The following is an 18,483-nucleotide window of genomic DNA, read 5'->3' on the forward strand; positions in this document are numbered from 1 at the left end:
TATCACCAACCACCTGAAGCACCACCGCCTCCAAAACCGCCTCCACCAAAGCCTCCACCAAATCCACCAGAACCGAAACCACCGCCTCCAAACCCTCCTCCAGAAGATCTTGAACTACGGCCCATATTACTTAAGATAATCATATCCCAGATATCCATTCCTGTTTTTCGACCTCCACCGCGACCTCCGCGATTGTTTTTGTTTCGTCTGGAAAGAATAATGATGATAATAATGAAGATGATGAACGGAAGCAATGATTCAAATTTAAACCCTTGATCATTGCCAAAAGAGCGTTCTTCCTTGAATTCGCCGTTCAATACTTGGAAAATAGCATCCGAACCCTTATCCAATCCACCGTAATAATCACCTTTTTTAAATTCCGGGATAATAATGGATTCTATAATCCGCTTGGACATAAAATCTGTTAGGGCGCCTTCTACCCCATATCCGGTGTTAATGGCTATCCTTCGGTCATCCTTGGCTAACAGAACAAGTATACCATTGTCTTTTTCCGCTTGCCCAATTCCCCACTTTTGACCCCATTGGGCACCTAAATAATTAATGTTTTCGCCTTCTGTAGAACGTATTATTGCAACTACAATTTGTGTGGAGGTGCTATCGGAATATCGAATCAGTTTTTGTTCCAAAGCCTTACTTTGAGAGGCGGGCAGTAGATTCACATAATCATAAACACTTGTTTGTTTTTTAGGTTTTTCCGGGATGGCAAACTGTCCCCATCCTATGGAAACATAGCATAAGGCAATAAGAAGACTAACCTTTGGATATGGCATCGCTCAATTCATTGGTGTCATTGTAGTTCCATGGAAAATGAGCTTCTAGTTCCTTTCCAGTTTTTAATACGCCCTCAACAATACCTTGTTTAAAAGCACCATTTTTAAAATGCGATGAAATCAGGTCTTTTGTAGTATCCCAAAAACCCTTTGGAACGGCCCTGTCAATGCCACTATCTCCATAAATGACAAATTTTTTGTCATCAACGGCCACATATAACAAAACACCATTTTCCTCTTTGGTATTATCCATTTTAAGAAAATGAAATAGTTGCTGGGCCCTGCTAAAGTGATCTATTTTGGCTGTAGCTTCAATATGGACCCTGATTTCTCCTGAAGTGTTTTTTTCGGCTTCAAGAATGGCTTCAACAATCTCCTGTTCCTCTTCAGCAGTTAAAAATTTCTCTACGTGCGACATACTTAATTAAAATCGAAGTTTACATCCGGAGCATTTTCAGCGCCTGGATTGGAGCTAAATAATGCAACTGGGTCAAAATTGGCAATGCTGGCAATTATATTGGTTGGGATTTTCTCAATGGTAATATTGTATTCACCAGCTATATCATTGAATCTGTTACGCTCTACGTTAATTCTATTTTCCGTGCCCTCTAATTGTGACTGTAATTCCAAAAAGTTCTGATTGGATTTAAGATCTGGATAGCGTTCCACAGTGACCAAAAGCCGTGAAAGTGCCGAAGAAAGGCCGGTCTGGGCCTGCTGAAACTGTGTCAATTGTTCTGGGGTAATATTATTGGCATCTATAGTTGTGGAAGTTGCCTTGGCACGGGCTTCAATAACATCTTTTAAGGTGCCCCTTTCAAAATCCGCAGCTCCTTGTACTGTTTTTACCAAGTTACCTATTAAATCGCTCCTTCGTTGATAGGAACTTTCAACATTGGCCCATTGTTTTGTGGCCTGTCCTTTCATATCAACCAAAGTGTTGTTGGTTTTTATGTACCAGCCCCCAAGCAAAACGGCTAGCACAACAAGTACGATTATGGCAAGAATACCCTTTTTCATGTTCTCGGTTTTAGTGTTTGTAGTGTTATTATAATTGTTCTTTTATTTTGAGAAGTTCAGCACGTACTTTTTGTAGTTTTTGTACCACCTCAAAAGTTGAGAGTGTTTTTTGCTTTTCTTCTTTTAGATGTGTTTTGGCCCCTTCCAAAGTAAATCCACGTTCTTTTACCAAGTGGTAGATCAGTTGCAGGTTTGTTATATCCTGTGGGGTAAATTTTCGATTTCCCTTTGCATTTTTTTTTGGTTGAAGTACATCGAACTCCCTTTCCCAAAACCGAATTAAAGATGTGTTTACGCCAAATGCCTTGGCTACTTCTCCAATGCCGTAATATCGTTTTTCAGGAAGATCTACGTGCATTAATCCAGAGATTGGTTTTCTTGGTTGGCGAATTTGAGCATATTTTCAAACTCTTCCGCCGTCAAACTTCCATAATAGAAGTTAATGGGGTTGATGCGTTCTTCGTCCTTAAAGACTTCATAATGAAGATGGGGAGCTTCAGAACGGCCAGTGTTTCCCACAAAGCCAATCAAATCGCCACGTTTTACCTTTTGGCCTTTGCTAACATTGTACTTGCTTAAATGTGCATACAGGGACATATAGCCGTAACCGTGGTCTATTCTAATGTGTTTGCCATAACCGGATGATCGGTTATCGGCTCTTTTAACAGTTCCATCTCCAGTAGCGTAAATGGGAACACCTCTTGGTGCTGTAAAATCCATGCCCCAATGCATTTTCCGGGCTTTCGTAAAAGGATCGGATCGCCACCCGTAACCTGATGCCATTCTCGTTAGGTCTTCATTTCTTACGGGTTGTATGGCAGGAATAGCCGCTAAAAGTTTTTCTTTTTCTTCAGCCAATTTAGCAATCTCATCCAATGATTTTGATTGGATCACCATTTGTTTCTGAATGATGTCCAAACGCTGCGTAGCATTGACAATGATTTCTGAATTGTTGAAACCTTCTAAAGATTTATATCGATTTACACCACCAAAACCAGCTCTACGTTGCTCTTCTGGAATGGGGTTTGCTTCAAAATATAGTCTGTAAATATTGTTGTCCCTGTCTTCAATGTTACCGAGAACCTGCTCCATTTGCTCCATCTTCTTCCCCAAGATCTCGTATTGGAGTTCATAATTACGTACCTCACGTTCCAAAGAAAGTTCCTTGGGAGTGTTCAACAAGTTGGTGTTCAATAATACAATAAGGCCTAGAAATCCGAATAATGCGGCCCCAACAATGAAAAAGAAGAGATTCCGATACCTTTTGGATTTTTTAGGTTCAATCTTTCGATATGAAAGTGTATCAGGATCGTAATAGTACTTAACTTTAGACATGAAGGGATTTTATCCTATTTTTGCGCATTCTTTTAAAGAAAACAAACAAATATAAAAATTGTTTTGCTTTAAATGTTAAATTTAATAAAACCCTAGCAATTCCAATGACATCCCAAGAGGTTAGAGCCCAGTTTTTAGACTTTTTTAAAGGGAAAAAGCATAAAATAGTTCCTTCGGCGCCAATAGTCATGAAAGATGACCCCACTTTGATGTTCACCAATGCAGGAATGAACCAATTCAAGGAATTCTTTTTGGGAAATTCCATCTCAAAATCGAAACGGATTTCCGATACCCAGAAATGTCTTAGAGTTAGCGGCAAGCATAACGATTTGGAGGAAGTTGGTAAGGACACTTATCACCATACCATGTTTGAGATGTTGGGGAACTGGAGTTTTGGGGATTATTTTAAAAAGGAGGCTATTCAATGGGCTTGGGAGTTGTTGACCGATGTCTACAAAATTGATAAGGATAGTCTTTATGTTTCTGTTTTTGAAGGGAGTGATGATGCGGATAGTTTGAAAATGGATAAGGAGGCCTTTGATTTATGGAAAGCCATTGTTCCTGAAGACCGAATTATCATGGGGAACAAAAAGGACAATTTTTGGGAGATGGGAGATCAAGGTCCTTGTGGGCCATGTTCTGAGATTCATGTGGATATTAGATCAAAGGAAGAAAAAGCTAAAGTAACTGGAGCTTCGTTGGTAAACCAAGATCATCCGCAGGTTGTGGAGATTTGGAACTTGGTTTTTATGCAGTACAATAGAAAAGCCAATGGACAGCTTGAAAATCTACCTGAGAAACATGTTGATACCGGAATGGGTTTTGAACGTTTGTGTATGGTTTTACAGGGCGTAAAGTCCAACTATGACACGGATGTTTTTACCCCGTTGATTCGCGAAATAGAAACCATCACAGGTCGTAAATATGGTAAAGATGAGGAGACCGACATTGCCATACGGGTTGTTTCTGATCACATCAGGGCCGTTGCATTTTCCATAGCAGATGGGCAATTGCCGAGCAATACAGGAGCTGGTTATGTAATCCGAAGGATTTTGAGACGTGGCATCCGTTATGGATTTACGTTTTTAGGAACCAATAAACCATTTATCTATAGATTGGTAAAGGTGCTGGGCGAGACCATGGGGAAAGCATTTCCGGAGCTACGCGAGCAGTATCAATTGATAGAAAATGTGGTCAAAGAAGAGGAAAATTCATTTTTGAGCACCTTAGAGCAAGGATTGGTATTGTTGGATTCCGTGATTAAATCGTCAAAAAATAAAACCATTGATGGGCAAAAAGCTTTTGAACTCTACGATACTTTTGGTTTTCCTATTGACTTGACTTCTTTGATTCTGGAGGAAAAAGGATATAAGCTCGATGTTGAAGGGTTTGAAAAGGCGTTAAAAGCTCAAAAGGACCGTTCTAGGGCTGCTTCCGAAGTATCCAAAGAAGATTGGGTGGTTTTACTTGAAGATGCGGAGCAAGAATTTATAGGTTACGATACTTTGGAAGCTAATGTGAAATTGGTAAAATATCGAAAAGTAACCAGTAAAAAAGGAGGGGATCAGTATCATCTGGTCTTTAACCTTACTCCATTTTATGCGGAAGGTGGTGGTCAAGTAGGCGATAAAGGATATTTAGAGACTACAAATGGAGATGTAATCTACATTATTGATACCAAGAAGGAGAACAATGAAATAGTTCATTTTTCTGAGAATTTACCTAAGGATGTTTCAGGAATACTTAAAGCTACAGTAGATAAAAAACAGCGATGGAGAACCGCTAGTAATCATACGGCAACGCATTTATTACATCAAGCATTACGGGAAATTTTAGGCACCCATGTAGAACAGAAAGGTTCGGCAGTACATTCCAAATACCTCCGTTTCGATTTTTCACACTTTTCCAAGTTGAGTGTTGAGGAATTAAGGGATGTAGAGAACTTCGTGAATGCCCGTATTGAAGGTCAGCTACCGTTTGAGGAAAGTAGAAACATCCCCATCAAAGAGGCAATGGACCAAGGTGCAATGGCGCTGTTTGGAGAAAAATATGGTGATACAGTGCGCACGGTTCGTTTTGGGCAATCCATTGAACTTTGCGGAGGGACCCACGTGAAAAACACTGCGGATATTTGGCATTTTAAGATTGTATCCGAAGGTGCTGTTGCAGCAGGAATACGAAGAATTGAGGCTATTACCTCAGATGCGGTCAAAGAATTCTACTTCAAAAACAATAGAATGCTTTTTGAAATCAAGGATTTGTTGAACAATGCGCAGGATCCAGTAAAGGCAGTTGTTGGATTACAAGAAGAAAATTCAACCTTAAAAAAGCAGGTGGAACAGCTGCTTAAGGATAAGGCGAAGGGACTTAAAAATGAGTTGATATCCGAGTTGAATGAAATCAACGGGGTGCAGTTTTTATCCAAAAAAGTGGATTTAGATGCCGGGGGAATCAAAGATTTGGCCTTTGAGATAGGAGGGCAGTATTCAAACTTATTTTTATTGCTTGCTGCTGAAAAGGATGGAAAGGCCCTGCTGTCTTGCTATATTTCCAAAGAACTTGTCTCGGAAAAAGGCTTGAATGCAGGAACAATTGTTCGCGAATTGGGAAAACATATTCAAGGTGGAGGTGGTGGACAACCATTTTTCGCTACTGCAGGGGGTAAGAACCCATCAGGTATTCAAGAAGCTTTGGATAAGGTGAAGGAATATATTTCCTGATGAAACTTCAAACCAAAATCCCTATCGAAAAAGCAGATAATCCAATAGATTATCAAAGCAAACTTTTGCTGCTGGGATCCTGTTTTGTTGAAAATATAGGGGGTAAGCTTGGATACTATAAGTTCCAGCAAGTACAAAATCCTTTTGGAATTTTATTTCATCCTTTGGCCATTGAAAATTTGGTGGAACGTGCTATTGAAGGTCATTTTTATCAGGAAAATGAGGTTTTTGAACAAAATGGAAGATGGCATTGCTTTGATGCCCATTCAGATTTAAGTGCCAATACTTCAGAAGAATTGCTGCAAAGCCTGAATAACACCCTTAAAGAAGCCAAACAGCAAGCTGAAGAGTCAACCCATATTCTTATTACATTGGGAACTTCCTGGATTTACAGGAATGTCAACTCGGGGAAAGTCGTTGGGAATTGTCATAAAGTTCCCCAGAAAGAGTTTTCCAAGGAATTATTAGCTACAGAAGTGATTCAGGCAAGCTTGAAAAGGCTGATAGGTTTGTTCCAATCCATCAACCCAAAAGTTCAGATTGTTATTACTATTTCCCCGGTACGCCATTTAAAAGATGGATTTGTCGAAAACCAAAGAAGCAAGGCAAATCTCATTGCTGCAGTCCATCAATTGACAAAGGAACATGATGTGTCTTATTTTCCATCGTATGAAATTATGATGGATGAATTACGCGACTATCGTTTTTATGGAATGGATATGGTTCATCCCAACGAACTTGCCGTTGATTATATATGGGAAAGGTTTAAAACGATCTGGATTTCTTCGCATTCCCATGAAATTATGGATGAGGTGGAGGCCATTCAAAAAGGGTTACAGCATCGACCCTTTAATCCAGATTCCAAGGAACATCAACAATTTAAAAAGTCGCTCCAGACGAAAATTACGTATCTTAAGGAAAGGTATCCTTTTATGAAATTTGACTAAATGAAAAAAGTACTTGTTGGAGCAATCATTGCCTTAGCATCAGTTTTGATTTATAAATCTTGTGCAGATGATAGGGAGCAGCTGTCCATTTTAAAAGAAAATTCATTGCTCATTCAGCAAGAATTGCAAAACGTGTCCAAACTCATTGTAACCGAAGGACATTTTGTTGAGGTATACAATTATGCCGATTCAAAAGAATTGTTTGGCACATTGGTCACAGCGGATAAGAAAGCATTGGTAGTTGTAAACGCAGAGGCCACAATTGCCTATGACCTTTCTAAGGTTGTTTATGAAATGGATGAGGAGCAAAAAACAATCTATATCAACGCTATTCCAGAGGCTGAAATTAAGATTAATCCAGATTTTGAATATTATGATGTTACAGCGGATTATTTTAATCCATTTAAAGCGGAAGATTACAATACCATAAAACAAGATGTAACCATTTCGCTATTGAAAAAGGTGAAAGCATCATCCTTAAAATCCAATGCGGAAAATCGTTTGATTAGTGAACTTTCCAAGATATTTGTTGTTACAAAGACACTGGGGTGGACTTTGCATTATGAAGGGAATCCTATTGATGATTCTAAAAATTTAGAGGAAATTTTGCCTTAAATCTGTCACATTTTAACTTTCTTTTCGTCTGTTAGATGATTAATTCATGTACCATGTTTAAAAGAACAGTTTTATTTTTTGCGCTAATTTTGGCTTTTTCTTGCCAAGAAAAATCACAATCAAACATTGTTTTTTCGATATCCCATGTAACTGAGGATAGTCTTTCACTACTTAAAATAAACATGAAATTTCCTGCGGATTCATCGGGAACCACAATATTGGAATTCAATAATGAAGCTTGGGGTCAAAAAGACCTTTTTAATACCCTCCACAATGTACAATTGATAGATGTTGATGATGATATTGAAAAGGATTTGGACAGTGGTTGGATAATTCTAAAGCATCCCAAAAATCTTAAAACGCTGGAATTTGAGTACGACTTAAAGCAGGATTTTTATGGAAATTTAGCAACGGACAAGGCCTATCGTCCTGTTATAACGGAGGATTACTTCCATGTGTTTTCACATAATTTATTCATGTTTCCCAAGACTTCAAAAACCAATTTTGATATCACTTTGGATTGGATTGATTTTCCAGAGCAGTATACAATTCACAATAGTTTTGGAAGTAAAAAAAGAAATCAATTCCTAGAGAATATGGATGTGGAGTTATTTGAGAGTGCCATTTTTGTTGGGGGTGATTTTAGAATATTGGAAGATGAAATTAATGGAAATGCAATAAGCTTGGCCACTAGGGGAGAATGGGTTCCATTTGGGGAAAAGGAGGTAATGCAAGTTTTAAAACAGACCTTAAAGTGTCAGCGCGATTTTTGGGAGGATCATTCACAAGAATATTTTACTGTTACCATGCAGCCTTTTTTCCAAGAGACAGGTAGCAGCTTTCAAGGAACCGGATTGACCAACTCATTCGCGACCTCCGTCTCCAATAATGATTTTACTGATATAGATCAGATGGTGTACTTGTTCAATCATGAATTGATGCACAATTGGATTGGTAACACCATTGAAAATGAAAACGAAGAAGAGCAGTATTGGTTTAGTGAGGGTTTTACAGAGTATTACACTTATAAGAATGTAGCCAAAAACAAAATTAAGGAGCTAGATGGAGCTTTTTTTATAAACTCTATAAATGAAACTGCAAAGAATTTGCATTCGCTTTCAATAAAAGAAGTGCCAAATTCAGAAATGAACTATGAAAACTTTTGGTCCGACTATGAGTATCGAAAATTGCCCTATTACAGGGGGACCTTGTTTGCGTTTTACTTGGATTATTCAATTCAAAAGGATTCAAATGGAAAGTATAGTTTGGATAATGTCATGAAGGATTTGTTGAAAGTGGCAACGGATGAAAATAAAAAGTTGAACCATACCGTGTTTAAAAGCGTATTGAAAAAGTATTTTCCCAATCGAACCGATACAGTTTTTAAAGAATTTATTGTAGATGGAAAATTACTTCCTTTAGCGGATTTTTATAATGAAATGAAATTGGAATACGAGCCAACCACCCAGCTTTTTGAACTAGGTTTTGAACTTTCTGAAGATGGAACACAGGTAGATGAAGTTAACAAGGATAGTGAAGCATGGAAAGCGGGCCTTAGAAGTGGTGACAAATTATATTCAAGAAGTATATGGTATGGGAATATTTCCAAAAAAGTAGAATTAGGAGTACTGAAAGAAGGAAACAAAGTTGCTATTGACTTTTATCCAGTAAAAATGGCCGAAGTACCCCAAATCCAAATATCTGAAGAAAATACACAAATACTTGGATTCTAGTCAACTAAAGTGGCATCCACCAATGAAATTCCATCATCAATAAGATGTCCCACTTTTGGATTATTCAATTTAACAGTTTCCAAATGCTTTAGAATATCGGTTTGAAAGTCTTGGTCATTACTCTCCTTGGCCAGTTCGTAAAGCTCTGTGGGCAATAACCAATCGTCTGGATAATCCTTTTTGAGTTCTTGGAAAACCTTGTTTCTGGAAATGGTTGTATTTATGCCTGTTCTAAAATCCCTGATTTGTGCGTAGTACAATTCCAATTGCTTTTTTTTGTTATCTGTTTTTGGCTTAATCGTAGTTTCCGTAATCTTGTGCGAGATAAGATTAAAACTATTCAGGTCGGCTGGGCCATTGAATGCTGAAACCACTTTTTGACCCACGGCCATATGATATAGTCCCCAATTGGGCAGAAATAAAATTGTACCGTCATGGGTAACCTTACAATCTTTAAACGTAATCAAAATGATTTTACCTTGTAAGTTTCGGGTTCCGGTAACAATGGTGCCCTTTATTTTCACTCCTCCCTCAAATTCTAAAGAAACCTGTTCCCCTTCAAAAATTTTATAGGCCATTAAATCGCGAGGCCCCATATCCTCAATAGCCAAGTTAATGCCTTTTAGTTTACCAATTGGAGAGCCAAAACCTTCAGAATGGTCCAAAGTACTATGCCCAACTAATTCTTTTTCACGATATGCCAATGCCGTAGGACCAACTGTTCGTACATAAATGGGTTTGCCTTCATGTTCAATTATAGTATGAAAATGCCCAGATATTTGAATTCCTGTACTTAGTTCAATACTTCCAAGAGCCTTGGAATCTATTAATTTTTGTATGCCAGATAGGCCTCCGGTTCGTAGCGCCATGGTATTTGCAAAATCTTCCAAAACTTGACTCAAATGGGCAAAATTTGGAGTTACAAAAAGTTGTGGTTGCGGTTTGGTAATATCAAATGCTTTTTGCGCGGCATCGATGGTATACTGCTCTTTAACAACATCGCTTTGCATGCACCATTTACTTTCCCCAATAGATGAAAGCAGCCCTGCTCCATAAATTTTTGGATTATCCAGAGTGCCAATCAAACCATATTCCACAGTCCACCAATGTAAGTTGCGAATAAGTGCCATTTCACTGGGAATTCCCATATTTTTCTGTAGTTCTTCTATTTGTTTTTCGGCTTTGTCAATTTCCTCTTTTGGGGTTTCTGTGGCCTCTTTTATAATGGAAAGGTGTCTTACGGCCTGGTACAGTTCATAGTCTTTGGCACTAGAAATAGCCTTACTTCCAATTTCCCCAAATCGTCTTAAATATTCGGCATACTCCGGATTTGCAATTATGGGAGCGTGTCCCGCTCCTTCATGAATAATGTCCGGTGCAGGGGTGTATTCAATATTTTCAAGTTGTCTAATATCTGATGCGATAACCAACACATTGTAAGCTTGAAACTCCATAAATGCCGATGGTGGAATAAAACCATCCACTGCGACCGCTGCCCATCCAATTTCTTTTAGAATGCGGTTCATTCCATACATATTGGGGATATGGTCAATTGAAATCCCTGTTTTTAATAAGCCATCTACATATGATTTATGTGCTACCCTACTTAAATAATCCACATTTTTTCGCATTACATAGCGCCATACCGCTTGATCTATTGCTGAATAATCATCATAATTTTGCGGTTTTATAAACTGCTTTAAATGTATGGGCAGTTTATCTAAAATAGGATTGCTTTCGTATTTGGGATTAATCATTTAAGTAGTATTAGAGTTTATAGGGTGATACTATATAATTTCCTGTAAATATAGTATTAAAAGAATTTAAAGACTATTATTTATGCTTTATAAGGAATAAAAACTTTTATTATACTATATTATAGTAATAAACACTATTTTTAATATATCAATCTTCATCAATCAGGAAAAAGTATGCAGCAACAATTAGACAGCATTGACCGTGAAATTTTAAAAATATTGGAAAAGGATGCCAAAACCGTGGCAAAAACCATTGCGGAAAAACTAGGTTTAACTAAGACGCCGGTATATGAACGGATTAGAAGGTTGGAAAATGAGGGTTTTATTCGAAACTATGCGGCCGTTATCAACAAAGAAAAAATTGAGAGTAGTATTACTGTATTTAGTTTTGTTTCCCTTGAAGCCCAAAAGGGTCACTTGATGGATGATTTTTTGAATCAGGTAAAACAATTTTCAGAGATAACAGAGTGCTTTGTAGTGGGGGGTGAATTTGATTTTTTGTTGAAGGTGATTGTTAAAAATCTGGATGCTTATTACGATTTTGCCAAGACTAAAATTGCGTCTTTACCCAATATAGGAGCTGTGAAAAGTGCTTTTGTTTTAAAGGAAGCAAAGAACGAAAATACCTTCCCGCTATTGTAGAACTTTAAATTAAAATAGAACGAAGAATCTAACTTATTTTTCCAATTGGGATAAACACTTCCATTTTGGTTGTTGTAGATTCTTCGCTCAATTTTGAATAGGAATATTTTAATTGGCTGCAACAGTTATTGCTGGCGGATATTCCTGTAGAATTTGAGAAACAAATTCTCTAATCCGTTCTTCTTTCTTTTCAATATTTTTAATATTGTTCAAAGTGCCAACTCCGCGCCCTTGCCATACCAGTTCCCTGTTTTGGGTGTCGATAAGGTCAATATATAAGGAACCTTCGGTACGGGTACTAACATTGTTGCCACCCCAGCCACCACCCCAGCCCGGACCCCAAAGCCATGGATTGTAGAAGCCTCCCCAACCCCAGCCCCAACCAAAGTTGTTGTTGTAGACATCAACACGTTCACGTTCTTTAGTGAAAATGCTTACCAAAACATCGGGTTGTTCGGATTTTACAAAGCCTCGCGAACTCATTTCAGCATCAATTGCCTTCAAAATTCGTTTTTTATCCAAATCAGAGATTTGGGCCTTGTCAATTCCGGTTTTATAAAAGGCGTAAGTTTTATAGGTTTTAAAATTAGCTTCTTTATCATAATCCGCAATAACCCTAACGGAACTGCAAGACGTCAAGAAAACAACTGCCAGTGCAGCCAAGGAAAATAGTTTTAAATTCTTCATAGTAATCTTTTTTTTGAGTTCATTAAAATGACTATTTTTTAGTCACAAATATTATGCCGAACATTTGCTTTCAACGTCTGGCGTTTGTTTTTTTGTCATAACCATAAGGACAATGCCGGCAACCACTTTCACAACAGTACCCGCGTTTTAAGTGGTATTTTTCAGTGAATACTTTATATCCCTCTTCAGAGAGATAAAAATCACCCTCTTCCAAGGGAATAAGCTCTTTCATATGCTACGAAACCAATTTCGTTTCCCCTAAAATTAAGATATTCCCATGAATACCACTAGGATTTTATGATTTGTAAGAACCTAGGTAGTTCATCGAAATTGTTAATGTTATTATCGAAACAATCAAATTTCTATGTGTTCTAGCCATTATATTTGTAGGAATCTTATTATAATTTAGTTTGATATTAGTTTTTAAACATTTCTTTTATCGAAATTATGTAGGTCTATCTTTATGGCCGTTCATCTTTTTAAAAGAGGGATCACTTAAAAAAGATGAGGTTCTGATAAACCATGAACGTATACACCTAAAACAACAACAAGAATTGTTGATTGTTCCTTTTTATATCCTTTACATTTCGGAATGGATTTTAAGAACGATACTGTACTTGAACAGTTATCGGGCCTATCAAAACATTAGTTTTGAAAGAGAGGCATATGCAAATGAGAATAATATGGGTTATCTTTCGCATCGAAAAACCTTTGGTTTTTTGGACTATTTGACGCGATAAATTCAGAATTTGTTAATCCCCAATCAAAAAGTACACTTATCTCTTCTTGAGGAAAAAGATGTAACTCTCTGTATCAAAAGGGAAGATACCATTCACCCCTTCATTTCCGGGAATAAATACCGAAAGCTAAAATATAATTTACTGGAAGCCAAAAAGGAAAACCAGACCAAACTCCTCACCTTTGGAGGTGCTTTTTCCAATCATATTGCTGCAACGGCCTATGCGGGTAAGAAATCGGATGTAAAAACAATTGGGGTTATCCGTGGTGAAGAACTAAAAGAAAACTGGAGTGAAAATCCCACCTTGCAGCTGGCGGCAGAACATGGAATGGAATTCCATTTTGTATCCCGAAGTGAATACAAGGAGAAGGACAGTCCCATTTTTCATGAAAAAATGAAGACTCTTTTTGGTGATTTTTATGAATTGCCAGAAGGAGGAACAAATGCGCTGGCCGTAAAGGGGTGTGAAGAAATTTTAACAGATTCAGATGTTGAATTCAATTTTATTTGCAGTTGTGTGGGAACGGGTGGTACAGTCGCGGGACTCATCAATTCGGTAAAGCCGCATCAAACTGTTTTGGGATTCCCGGCGTTAAAAGGTGATTTTCTAAAGCAAGATATTCTTAAATTTGCCCGTAATGAAAATTGGGAACTTGTTCCCGATTACCATTTTGGAGGATATGCCAAGGTCGATGAAAGTCTGATAGATTTCATCAACATCTTTAAAAAAGAGACAGAGATTCCATTGGATCCTATTTATACAGGGAAAATGCTTTTTGGGATATTGGAAAAAGTAAAACAAGGCTTTTTTAAACCAGGCACTCGTATTTTGGCAATCCATAGTGGAGGATTGCAAGGCATAAAAGGCATGAACCTTGTATTGAAGAAGAAAAAATTACCGTTATTGGACATATGATCAGGCGAATAGGATGTATTGTGGTGCTAACATTGATGTTGGTAAGCTGTGGGGCAAAAAAAAGGACAGTAACCAAAGAACAAAAAGCTGTAACCGAAGCTAGGAAACATAGGAATCCGAATGCTGGAATTCCCACAGACGGCCCCAAGGAATCTGAATTATATCCCTTGCCTGTTAATCCCGGCAGATTTGTGAAATTTCCCATCGCCAATACCCAAGAATATATAGAAACCTTTGCGCAGATGGCACAATACGAAATGCGGGCTTTTGGTATTCCGGCCAGCATTACCTTAGCACAGGGTATTTTAGAGAGTGGGTCGGGCAAAGGGGAACTTACACAGAAAACCAACAACCACTTCGGAATTAAATGTCATACCGGTTGGGATGGCGAGTTCGATTTTCATGATGATGACGCCAAAGGTGAATGTTTTAGAAAATACAACCACCCCATGTACTCATTCCGGGACCATAGTATTTTTCTTTCCTCACGCTCCCGTTATAAATTCCTGTTCAATTATCGGCGAAATGACTACAAAAAATGGGCTTATGGCTTGCGACAAGCAGGATATGCCACCGATAAAAAATATCCGCAGAAACTCATTGCCCTAATTGAACGCTACAGTTTGGATGACTATGATGAAGAAGTAGTTCGTGGGGGATTGGATACGGTTCGTGAACCCAAAAATTACGATGTGTTCACCCACGAAGTTGAAAAAGGGGATACCCTATATGGAATTTCAAGAGAATACTCCATCTCGGTGAATGAGTTAATGCGAATCAATAATTTGGACAGCACTAATTTATCCATTGGGCAGGTCATAAACATCCGAAAGGAAAGAAGCGTAAAATAATCTAGTGTCACATCATTAAACACCAAATAGTACATGCTATACCAACGAAGCAGTGCCTTATTTGCCGAGGCAAAAAAATATATTCCCGGTGGGGTAAACTCTCCAGTGCGAGCTTTTAAAGCAGTAGGAGGAGATCCCATTTTTGTAAAAGAAGCTAAAGGTGCTTACCTCTATGATGAAGATGGAAATCAATTAATTGATTATATCGCTTCGTGGGGTCCACTTATTTTGGGTCATGCCTACGAACCCGTAATAAATGCTGTGGTGGAAAAGGCCAAAAAAGGAACTTCTTTTGGAATGCCTACCGAAATTGAGACGGAACTGGCAAAATTGGCTGTTTCCATGGTTCCCAATATCGATAAGATTCGCTTTGTAAATAGTGGTACCGAAGCTTGCATGAGTGCGGTTCGTTTGGCCCGGGGCTATACCGGAAAAGATAAGATCATCAAATTTGCCGGATGTTATCACGGGCATTCAGATTCTTTTTTGATACAAGCTGGGAGTGGTGCGGTAACCTTTGGAAGCCCAAATAGTCCTGGGGTGACCCAAGGTACGGCCAAGGATACCCTTTTGGCCGATTATAACGATTTGGAAGGTGTAAAAGCACTTGCAACAGCCAATAAAGGTGAAATCGCCGCGATAATTTTAGAACCCGTGGCAGGAAACATGGGTTGCATAATTCCTTCGGATGAATTCATCCATGGATTACGAAAATTGTGTACGGAAGAAGGGATTTTGTTGTTGTTTGATGAGGTGATGACTGGTTTTCGTTTGGAAAAAGGTGGCGCCCAGGAAGCCTTAGGAATAAATGCTGATATTGTGATGTTTGGAAAGGTGATAGGAGGTGGACTTCCCGTAGGTGCGTTTGCCGCAAAAACTGAAATTATGGATCATTTGGCTCCGGATGGACCCGTTTATCAAGCAGGAACCTTAAGTGGAAACCCTTTGGCCATGAGCGCTGGACTTGCTATGCTTACGGAACTTAACAATAAGCCGGAAGTATTTACCAGTTTGGCCAAGAAAACAGAATACTTACACAAGGGCATCGCCGGAATATTGACGGAAAAGGGTGTGGCACATCAAATTAACCGCTATGGGAGCATGATTTCAGTACATTTTTGTGAGGAACCCGTAGTTGATTTTGCTTCCTCCGCAAAAGGGAACAATGATACTTTTAAAAAATATTTTCATGGCATGTTGAATCAAGGTGTTTATTTGCCACCCTCTGCTTTCGAAAGCTATTTTTTAAACGATGCCATCAGCTATGCCGATTTGGATAAAACCATAGATGCGGTTAAAACAATTTTCTAAATATAAATATGCTTTTTCCCGTAAAAAAGAAGGTGTGAACAAAAAGCTGGAGGGTTGCATTATTTCCTAAACAATCCCAATAACCCTAAAACGGGCCCAATAGTCAAAATCAAATACAAATAATTGAATTGTAGAACTGGTTGAAGTGCTGTAACCAACTGAAGACTTAGTATGGTAATGGCAAAACCAATACAATTGACAATAGTCAATGCAGTACCCTTAATTTCTACAGGGGCATTTTGGGCAACCAGGGTGGAAAAGAGCGGGGAATCTGCAACAACAACCATACCCCAAAAAACTAGGAAACCAAGAAATACGACTTCAGAAGAAACTATAAAAAATAGAGGTGATGCAAAGCAACAAATTCCCGATAGCAATAATATGGTAGCCGCTGTTTTTTTTACTCCTATTTTCTGGGAAACATATCCTCCAAGTACACAGGCCAAACCTCCCAAAGCAATAATTATAAATGATAAAATCGGGATGTTTAGTCCCATACGTCCATGGGTAAGGGCATGGGTTTGAAGCATTACTGGGACAAAGGCCCAAAAAACATATAATTCCCACATATGGCCAAAATACCCTAATGCTGCGGCCTTGAAACTTGGTTTTTTGAAGATAGTAAAACAGGCTGTAAAGTTTAGATGCGCGCTGGCTTTTCTATAGGGACCATTAGGTACTAGGATTACAATCAATACACCGCCTAATACAGCAAGGGTAGAAGTTGTCAACAAAACGGATTGCCATGAAAAAATGGTTGTGAACCCTTTTAAGAGATGCGGCAGTGCGGTCCCAACCACTAAAGCTCCCACCAAATAGCTCAGGGATTTGCCCAACCCCTTATCATAATAGTCTGCTGCTATTTTCATACCTACGGGGTAAATCCCTGCTAAAAAGAACCCAGTTAAAAAGCGAAGCCCTAAAATACTGATTAATGTATTGCCTTGCCAAATAACCCCAGCATTGCACAAAGCTCCAAGCAAAGCACTCACTAAAAAAACTTTGGAAGGGGAATAGCGATCTGTGAGAGTAAAAACAGCAAAAAGCAGTGTGCCGGCAATAAACCCAAATTGTACAGCTGAGGTAAGATGCCCCAAGGCATTTGGTTTTAGCCCAAAATTGATTATCAAATCTACCATAACCCCATTGCCTGCAAACCATAAGGATGTGCAAAAAAATTGTGCAATTACAATACTTGGAAGAATATGTTTTGGTGGATTCACACTATAATTTCAAGTTGAAAAATAGTCATTTTGAGGTGAGGAAGGAAATCATATTTAGAAATCTCAAGCAGTAAATTTTTGTTTCCATTTTTTCTTCAGAAAGTCTAGATGGCTAGTATTATTCTGTTAGTTGGGAAACCGCACAAACCGCCACATTGTCTTTTTTTCCTTTAAGGGGAATGCTTCCCATAGGGTTATACATAAAATTAGAAGAGGATAATTGGTTTTTAAGGCTTTCAGATATCAATAATTCGCTCTTTAAACTATTGCATTGGCCTTGAATTCTTGCAGCGGTATTTATGGTATCACCATGGTAAGCGATTTCCTTTTTGTATTTTCCTACTTCTGTAACGGTAACTGTTCCCGCATGCAGGCCCGCTTTAAAAAATGGTGTGCAGGCGTATTTTTTTTGGTAATGCTCGTGTTTTTTCAAAAGTAATTGAGTGAAATTATAGTAGGCCTTAAGGCAATTTTCATTTTGGAGCCCTTCTTTTAATTTCCAGGTAAGGACAGCTTCATCACCTACATATTGATATATTTCAGCATCATTCTCAACAACAATGCCTAAATCGTTAAAGCAATCTTGTACCAACATGCTATAATTAACATGCCCAAGACGTTCTGCCAATTCCGTGGAAGACTGTAGGTCTAAAAACATAAAGATTCGAGCTTCTTCCCGTGGGGTATAGAATTTACCACGTATCAATTTTAAAAGGTTCCCCTCTCCCAACATGAGGTTTACTTGTCGGAGTATGGTCAGAAAAGAGTCAGTTATCCATATGTAAAAGTATATGGCACCACTACCGGCATCAAAAGCAAAGGTGAGCAGGCTTATTTCTGTGCCAAAATAAAATTGGTAGACCCCATATGCTACAAAAGTCATCGCAATGATGAATAAAAAGGTATACATGGTCCTTAGCAATAAGAGTCTTCCAATGCTAAGCTTTCGATAAATATTTTTCTCCGCCCAAATGGAAGCAATCCCTGAAATAACACCCAAGATTGGTCCCATTGTGAGACCAATGATCATACTTGATTTGAAATCGAATTTTAACTGCCCCTGTTCTTCAGTACCGACACCGCGAACAATTGCCAAAAAAACAAATGCCAAGGACCATCCAACAATATAAAATCGGATGATGCGCCACCTACGTTTATTAAGTAATTTGGATAAGAAAGCAATCACACTTTAAAGG

At 38.4% G+C, this 18,483-nt stretch carries 19 protein-coding genes; 9 read left to right on the plus strand and 10 right to left on the minus strand.

Going from position 1 to position 18,483, the window contains the following annotated elements; genetic code table 11:
* Positions 1–2: 2 nt before the first annotated feature.
* Genes AAY42_RS15390 through AAY42_RS15410 form a run of 5 tightly spaced genes read right to left on the minus strand, consistent with a single transcriptional unit; the run spans position 3 to position 3,146 of the window.
* Positions 3–791 (minus strand): TPM domain-containing protein, encoded by a 789-nt coding sequence (locus AAY42_RS15390; RefSeq protein WP_055396805.1) that lies wholly within the window; start codon positions 789–791, stop codon positions 3–5.
* Complete coding sequence (locus tag AAY42_RS15395) at positions 772–1,209, minus strand: TPM domain-containing protein (RefSeq protein ID WP_055396807.1); 438 nt, start codon at positions 1,207–1,209, stop codon at positions 772–774. The genes AAY42_RS15390 and AAY42_RS15395 overlap by 20 nt, the downstream gene beginning before the upstream one ends.
* 2 nt (positions 1,210–1,211) lie before the next feature.
* Complete coding sequence (locus tag AAY42_RS15400) at positions 1,212–1,811, minus strand: LemA family protein (RefSeq protein WP_055396809.1); 600 nt, start codon at positions 1,809–1,811, stop codon at positions 1,212–1,214.
* A gap of 28 nt (positions 1,812–1,839) precedes the next feature.
* A complete protein-coding gene (locus AAY42_RS15405; protein ID WP_055396811.1) occupies positions 1,840–2,169 on the minus strand; it encodes a MerR family transcriptional regulator in 330 nt (109 codons plus the stop codon).
* Positions 2,169–3,146: a M23 family metallopeptidase gene (locus tag AAY42_RS15410; RefSeq protein ID WP_055396813.1), complete on the minus strand. Its 978-nt coding sequence runs from the start codon at positions 3,144–3,146 to the stop codon at positions 2,169–2,171. The genes AAY42_RS15405 and AAY42_RS15410 overlap by 1 nt, the downstream gene beginning before the upstream one ends.
* A 104-nt stretch (positions 3,147–3,250) precedes the next feature.
* Here AAY42_RS15410 and alaS point away from each other — a divergent pair, with 104 nt between their 5' ends.
* The 4 genes from alaS (at position 3,251) to AAY42_RS15430 (ending at position 9,161) form a co-directional block, all read left to right on the plus strand.
* Positions 3,251–5,866 (plus strand): alanine--tRNA ligase, encoded by a 2,616-nt coding sequence (gene alaS / locus AAY42_RS15415; protein WP_055397982.1) that lies wholly within the window; start codon positions 3,251–3,253, stop codon positions 5,864–5,866.
* Positions 5,866–6,813, plus strand: coding sequence for a GSCFA domain-containing protein (locus tag AAY42_RS15420; RefSeq protein ID WP_055396815.1), 948 nt, complete (start codon positions 5,866–5,868; stop codon positions 6,811–6,813). Before alaS ends, AAY42_RS15420 begins: the two co-directional genes overlap by 1 nt.
* Positions 6,814–7,428, plus strand: a complete 615-nt coding sequence (locus AAY42_RS15425; protein WP_055396817.1) for a DUF4230 domain-containing protein — start codon at positions 6,814–6,816, stop codon at positions 7,426–7,428.
* Positions 7,429–7,610: 182 nt separating this feature from the next.
* Positions 7,611–9,161, plus strand: a complete 1,551-nt coding sequence (locus tag AAY42_RS15430) for a M1 family aminopeptidase (protein ID WP_139063748.1) — start codon at positions 7,611–7,613, stop codon at positions 9,159–9,161.
* Here the strand turns inward: AAY42_RS15430 and AAY42_RS15435 are convergent.
* Positions 9,158–10,918, minus strand: a complete 1,761-nt coding sequence (locus AAY42_RS15435; RefSeq protein WP_055396820.1) for an aromatic amino acid hydroxylase — start codon at positions 10,916–10,918, stop codon at positions 9,158–9,160. The genes AAY42_RS15430 and AAY42_RS15435 overlap by 4 nt on opposite strands.
* Positions 10,919–11,092: 174 nt before the next feature.
* Here AAY42_RS15435 and AAY42_RS15440 point away from each other — a divergent pair, with 174 nt between their 5' ends.
* The gene (locus AAY42_RS15440) at positions 11,093–11,560 is read left to right on the plus strand and encodes an Lrp/AsnC family transcriptional regulator (RefSeq protein WP_055396822.1); all 468 of its coding nucleotides are present in this window, start codon (positions 11,093–11,095) and stop codon (positions 11,558–11,560) included.
* Between the two features lie 108 nt (positions 11,561–11,668).
* Here AAY42_RS15440 and AAY42_RS15445 read toward each other — a convergent pair whose 3' ends face one another.
* Complete coding sequence (locus AAY42_RS15445; RefSeq protein ID WP_055396823.1) at positions 11,669–12,247, minus strand: DUF4136 domain-containing protein; 579 nt, start codon at positions 12,245–12,247, stop codon at positions 11,669–11,671.
* A gap of 70 nt (positions 12,248–12,317) precedes the next feature.
* Positions 12,318–12,479: a DUF5522 domain-containing protein gene (locus tag AAY42_RS18330; RefSeq protein ID WP_175288777.1), complete on the minus strand. Its 162-nt coding sequence runs from the start codon at positions 12,477–12,479 to the stop codon at positions 12,318–12,320.
* A gap of 178 nt (positions 12,480–12,657) precedes the next feature.
* Here AAY42_RS18330 and AAY42_RS15450 point away from each other — a divergent pair, with 178 nt between their 5' ends.
* From AAY42_RS15450 to hemL, 4 genes are read left to right on the plus strand one after another with little or no spacing between them, the layout of a single operon-like run.
* On the plus strand, positions 12,658–12,987 hold the full coding sequence (locus AAY42_RS15450) for a hypothetical protein (RefSeq protein WP_055396825.1): 330 nt from the start codon (positions 12,658–12,660) through the stop codon (positions 12,985–12,987).
* A 9-nt stretch (positions 12,988–12,996) separates the two neighbouring features.
* The gene (locus AAY42_RS15455) at positions 12,997–13,902 is read left to right on the plus strand and encodes a 1-aminocyclopropane-1-carboxylate deaminase/D-cysteine desulfhydrase (protein ID WP_055396827.1); all 906 of its coding nucleotides are present in this window, start codon (positions 12,997–12,999) and stop codon (positions 13,900–13,902) included.
* Positions 13,899–14,753, plus strand: coding sequence for a glucosaminidase domain-containing protein (locus AAY42_RS15460; RefSeq protein WP_055396829.1), 855 nt, complete (start codon positions 13,899–13,901; stop codon positions 14,751–14,753). Before AAY42_RS15455 ends, AAY42_RS15460 begins: the two co-directional genes overlap by 4 nt.
* Before the next feature lie 33 nt (positions 14,754–14,786).
* The gene (gene hemL / locus AAY42_RS15465) at positions 14,787–16,064 is read left to right on the plus strand and encodes a glutamate-1-semialdehyde 2,1-aminomutase (RefSeq protein WP_055396831.1); all 1,278 of its coding nucleotides are present in this window, start codon (positions 14,787–14,789) and stop codon (positions 16,062–16,064) included.
* Positions 16,065–16,123: 59 nt separating this feature from the next.
* Here the strand turns inward: hemL and AAY42_RS15470 are convergent, their stop codons facing one another.
* Both AAY42_RS15470 and AAY42_RS15475 read right to left on the minus strand, forming a co-directional pair.
* Positions 16,124–17,287, minus strand: coding sequence for an MFS transporter (locus tag AAY42_RS15470; RefSeq protein WP_055396833.1), 1,164 nt, complete (start codon positions 17,285–17,287; stop codon positions 16,124–16,126).
* Positions 17,288–17,405: 118 nt separating this feature from the next.
* Positions 17,406–18,473 carry an adenylate/guanylate cyclase domain-containing protein gene (locus tag AAY42_RS15475; protein WP_055396835.1) on the minus strand — a complete coding sequence of 356 codons (1,068 nt, stop codon included), beginning with the start codon at positions 18,471–18,473 and terminating at the stop codon, positions 17,406–17,408.
* Between the last annotated feature and the right edge of the window lie 10 nt (positions 18,474–18,483).

The sequence above is a fragment of the Flagellimonas eckloniae genome (assembly GCF_001413955.1).
Taxonomy (GTDB): domain Bacteria; phylum Bacteroidota; class Bacteroidia; order Flavobacteriales; family Flavobacteriaceae; genus Flagellimonas; species Flagellimonas eckloniae.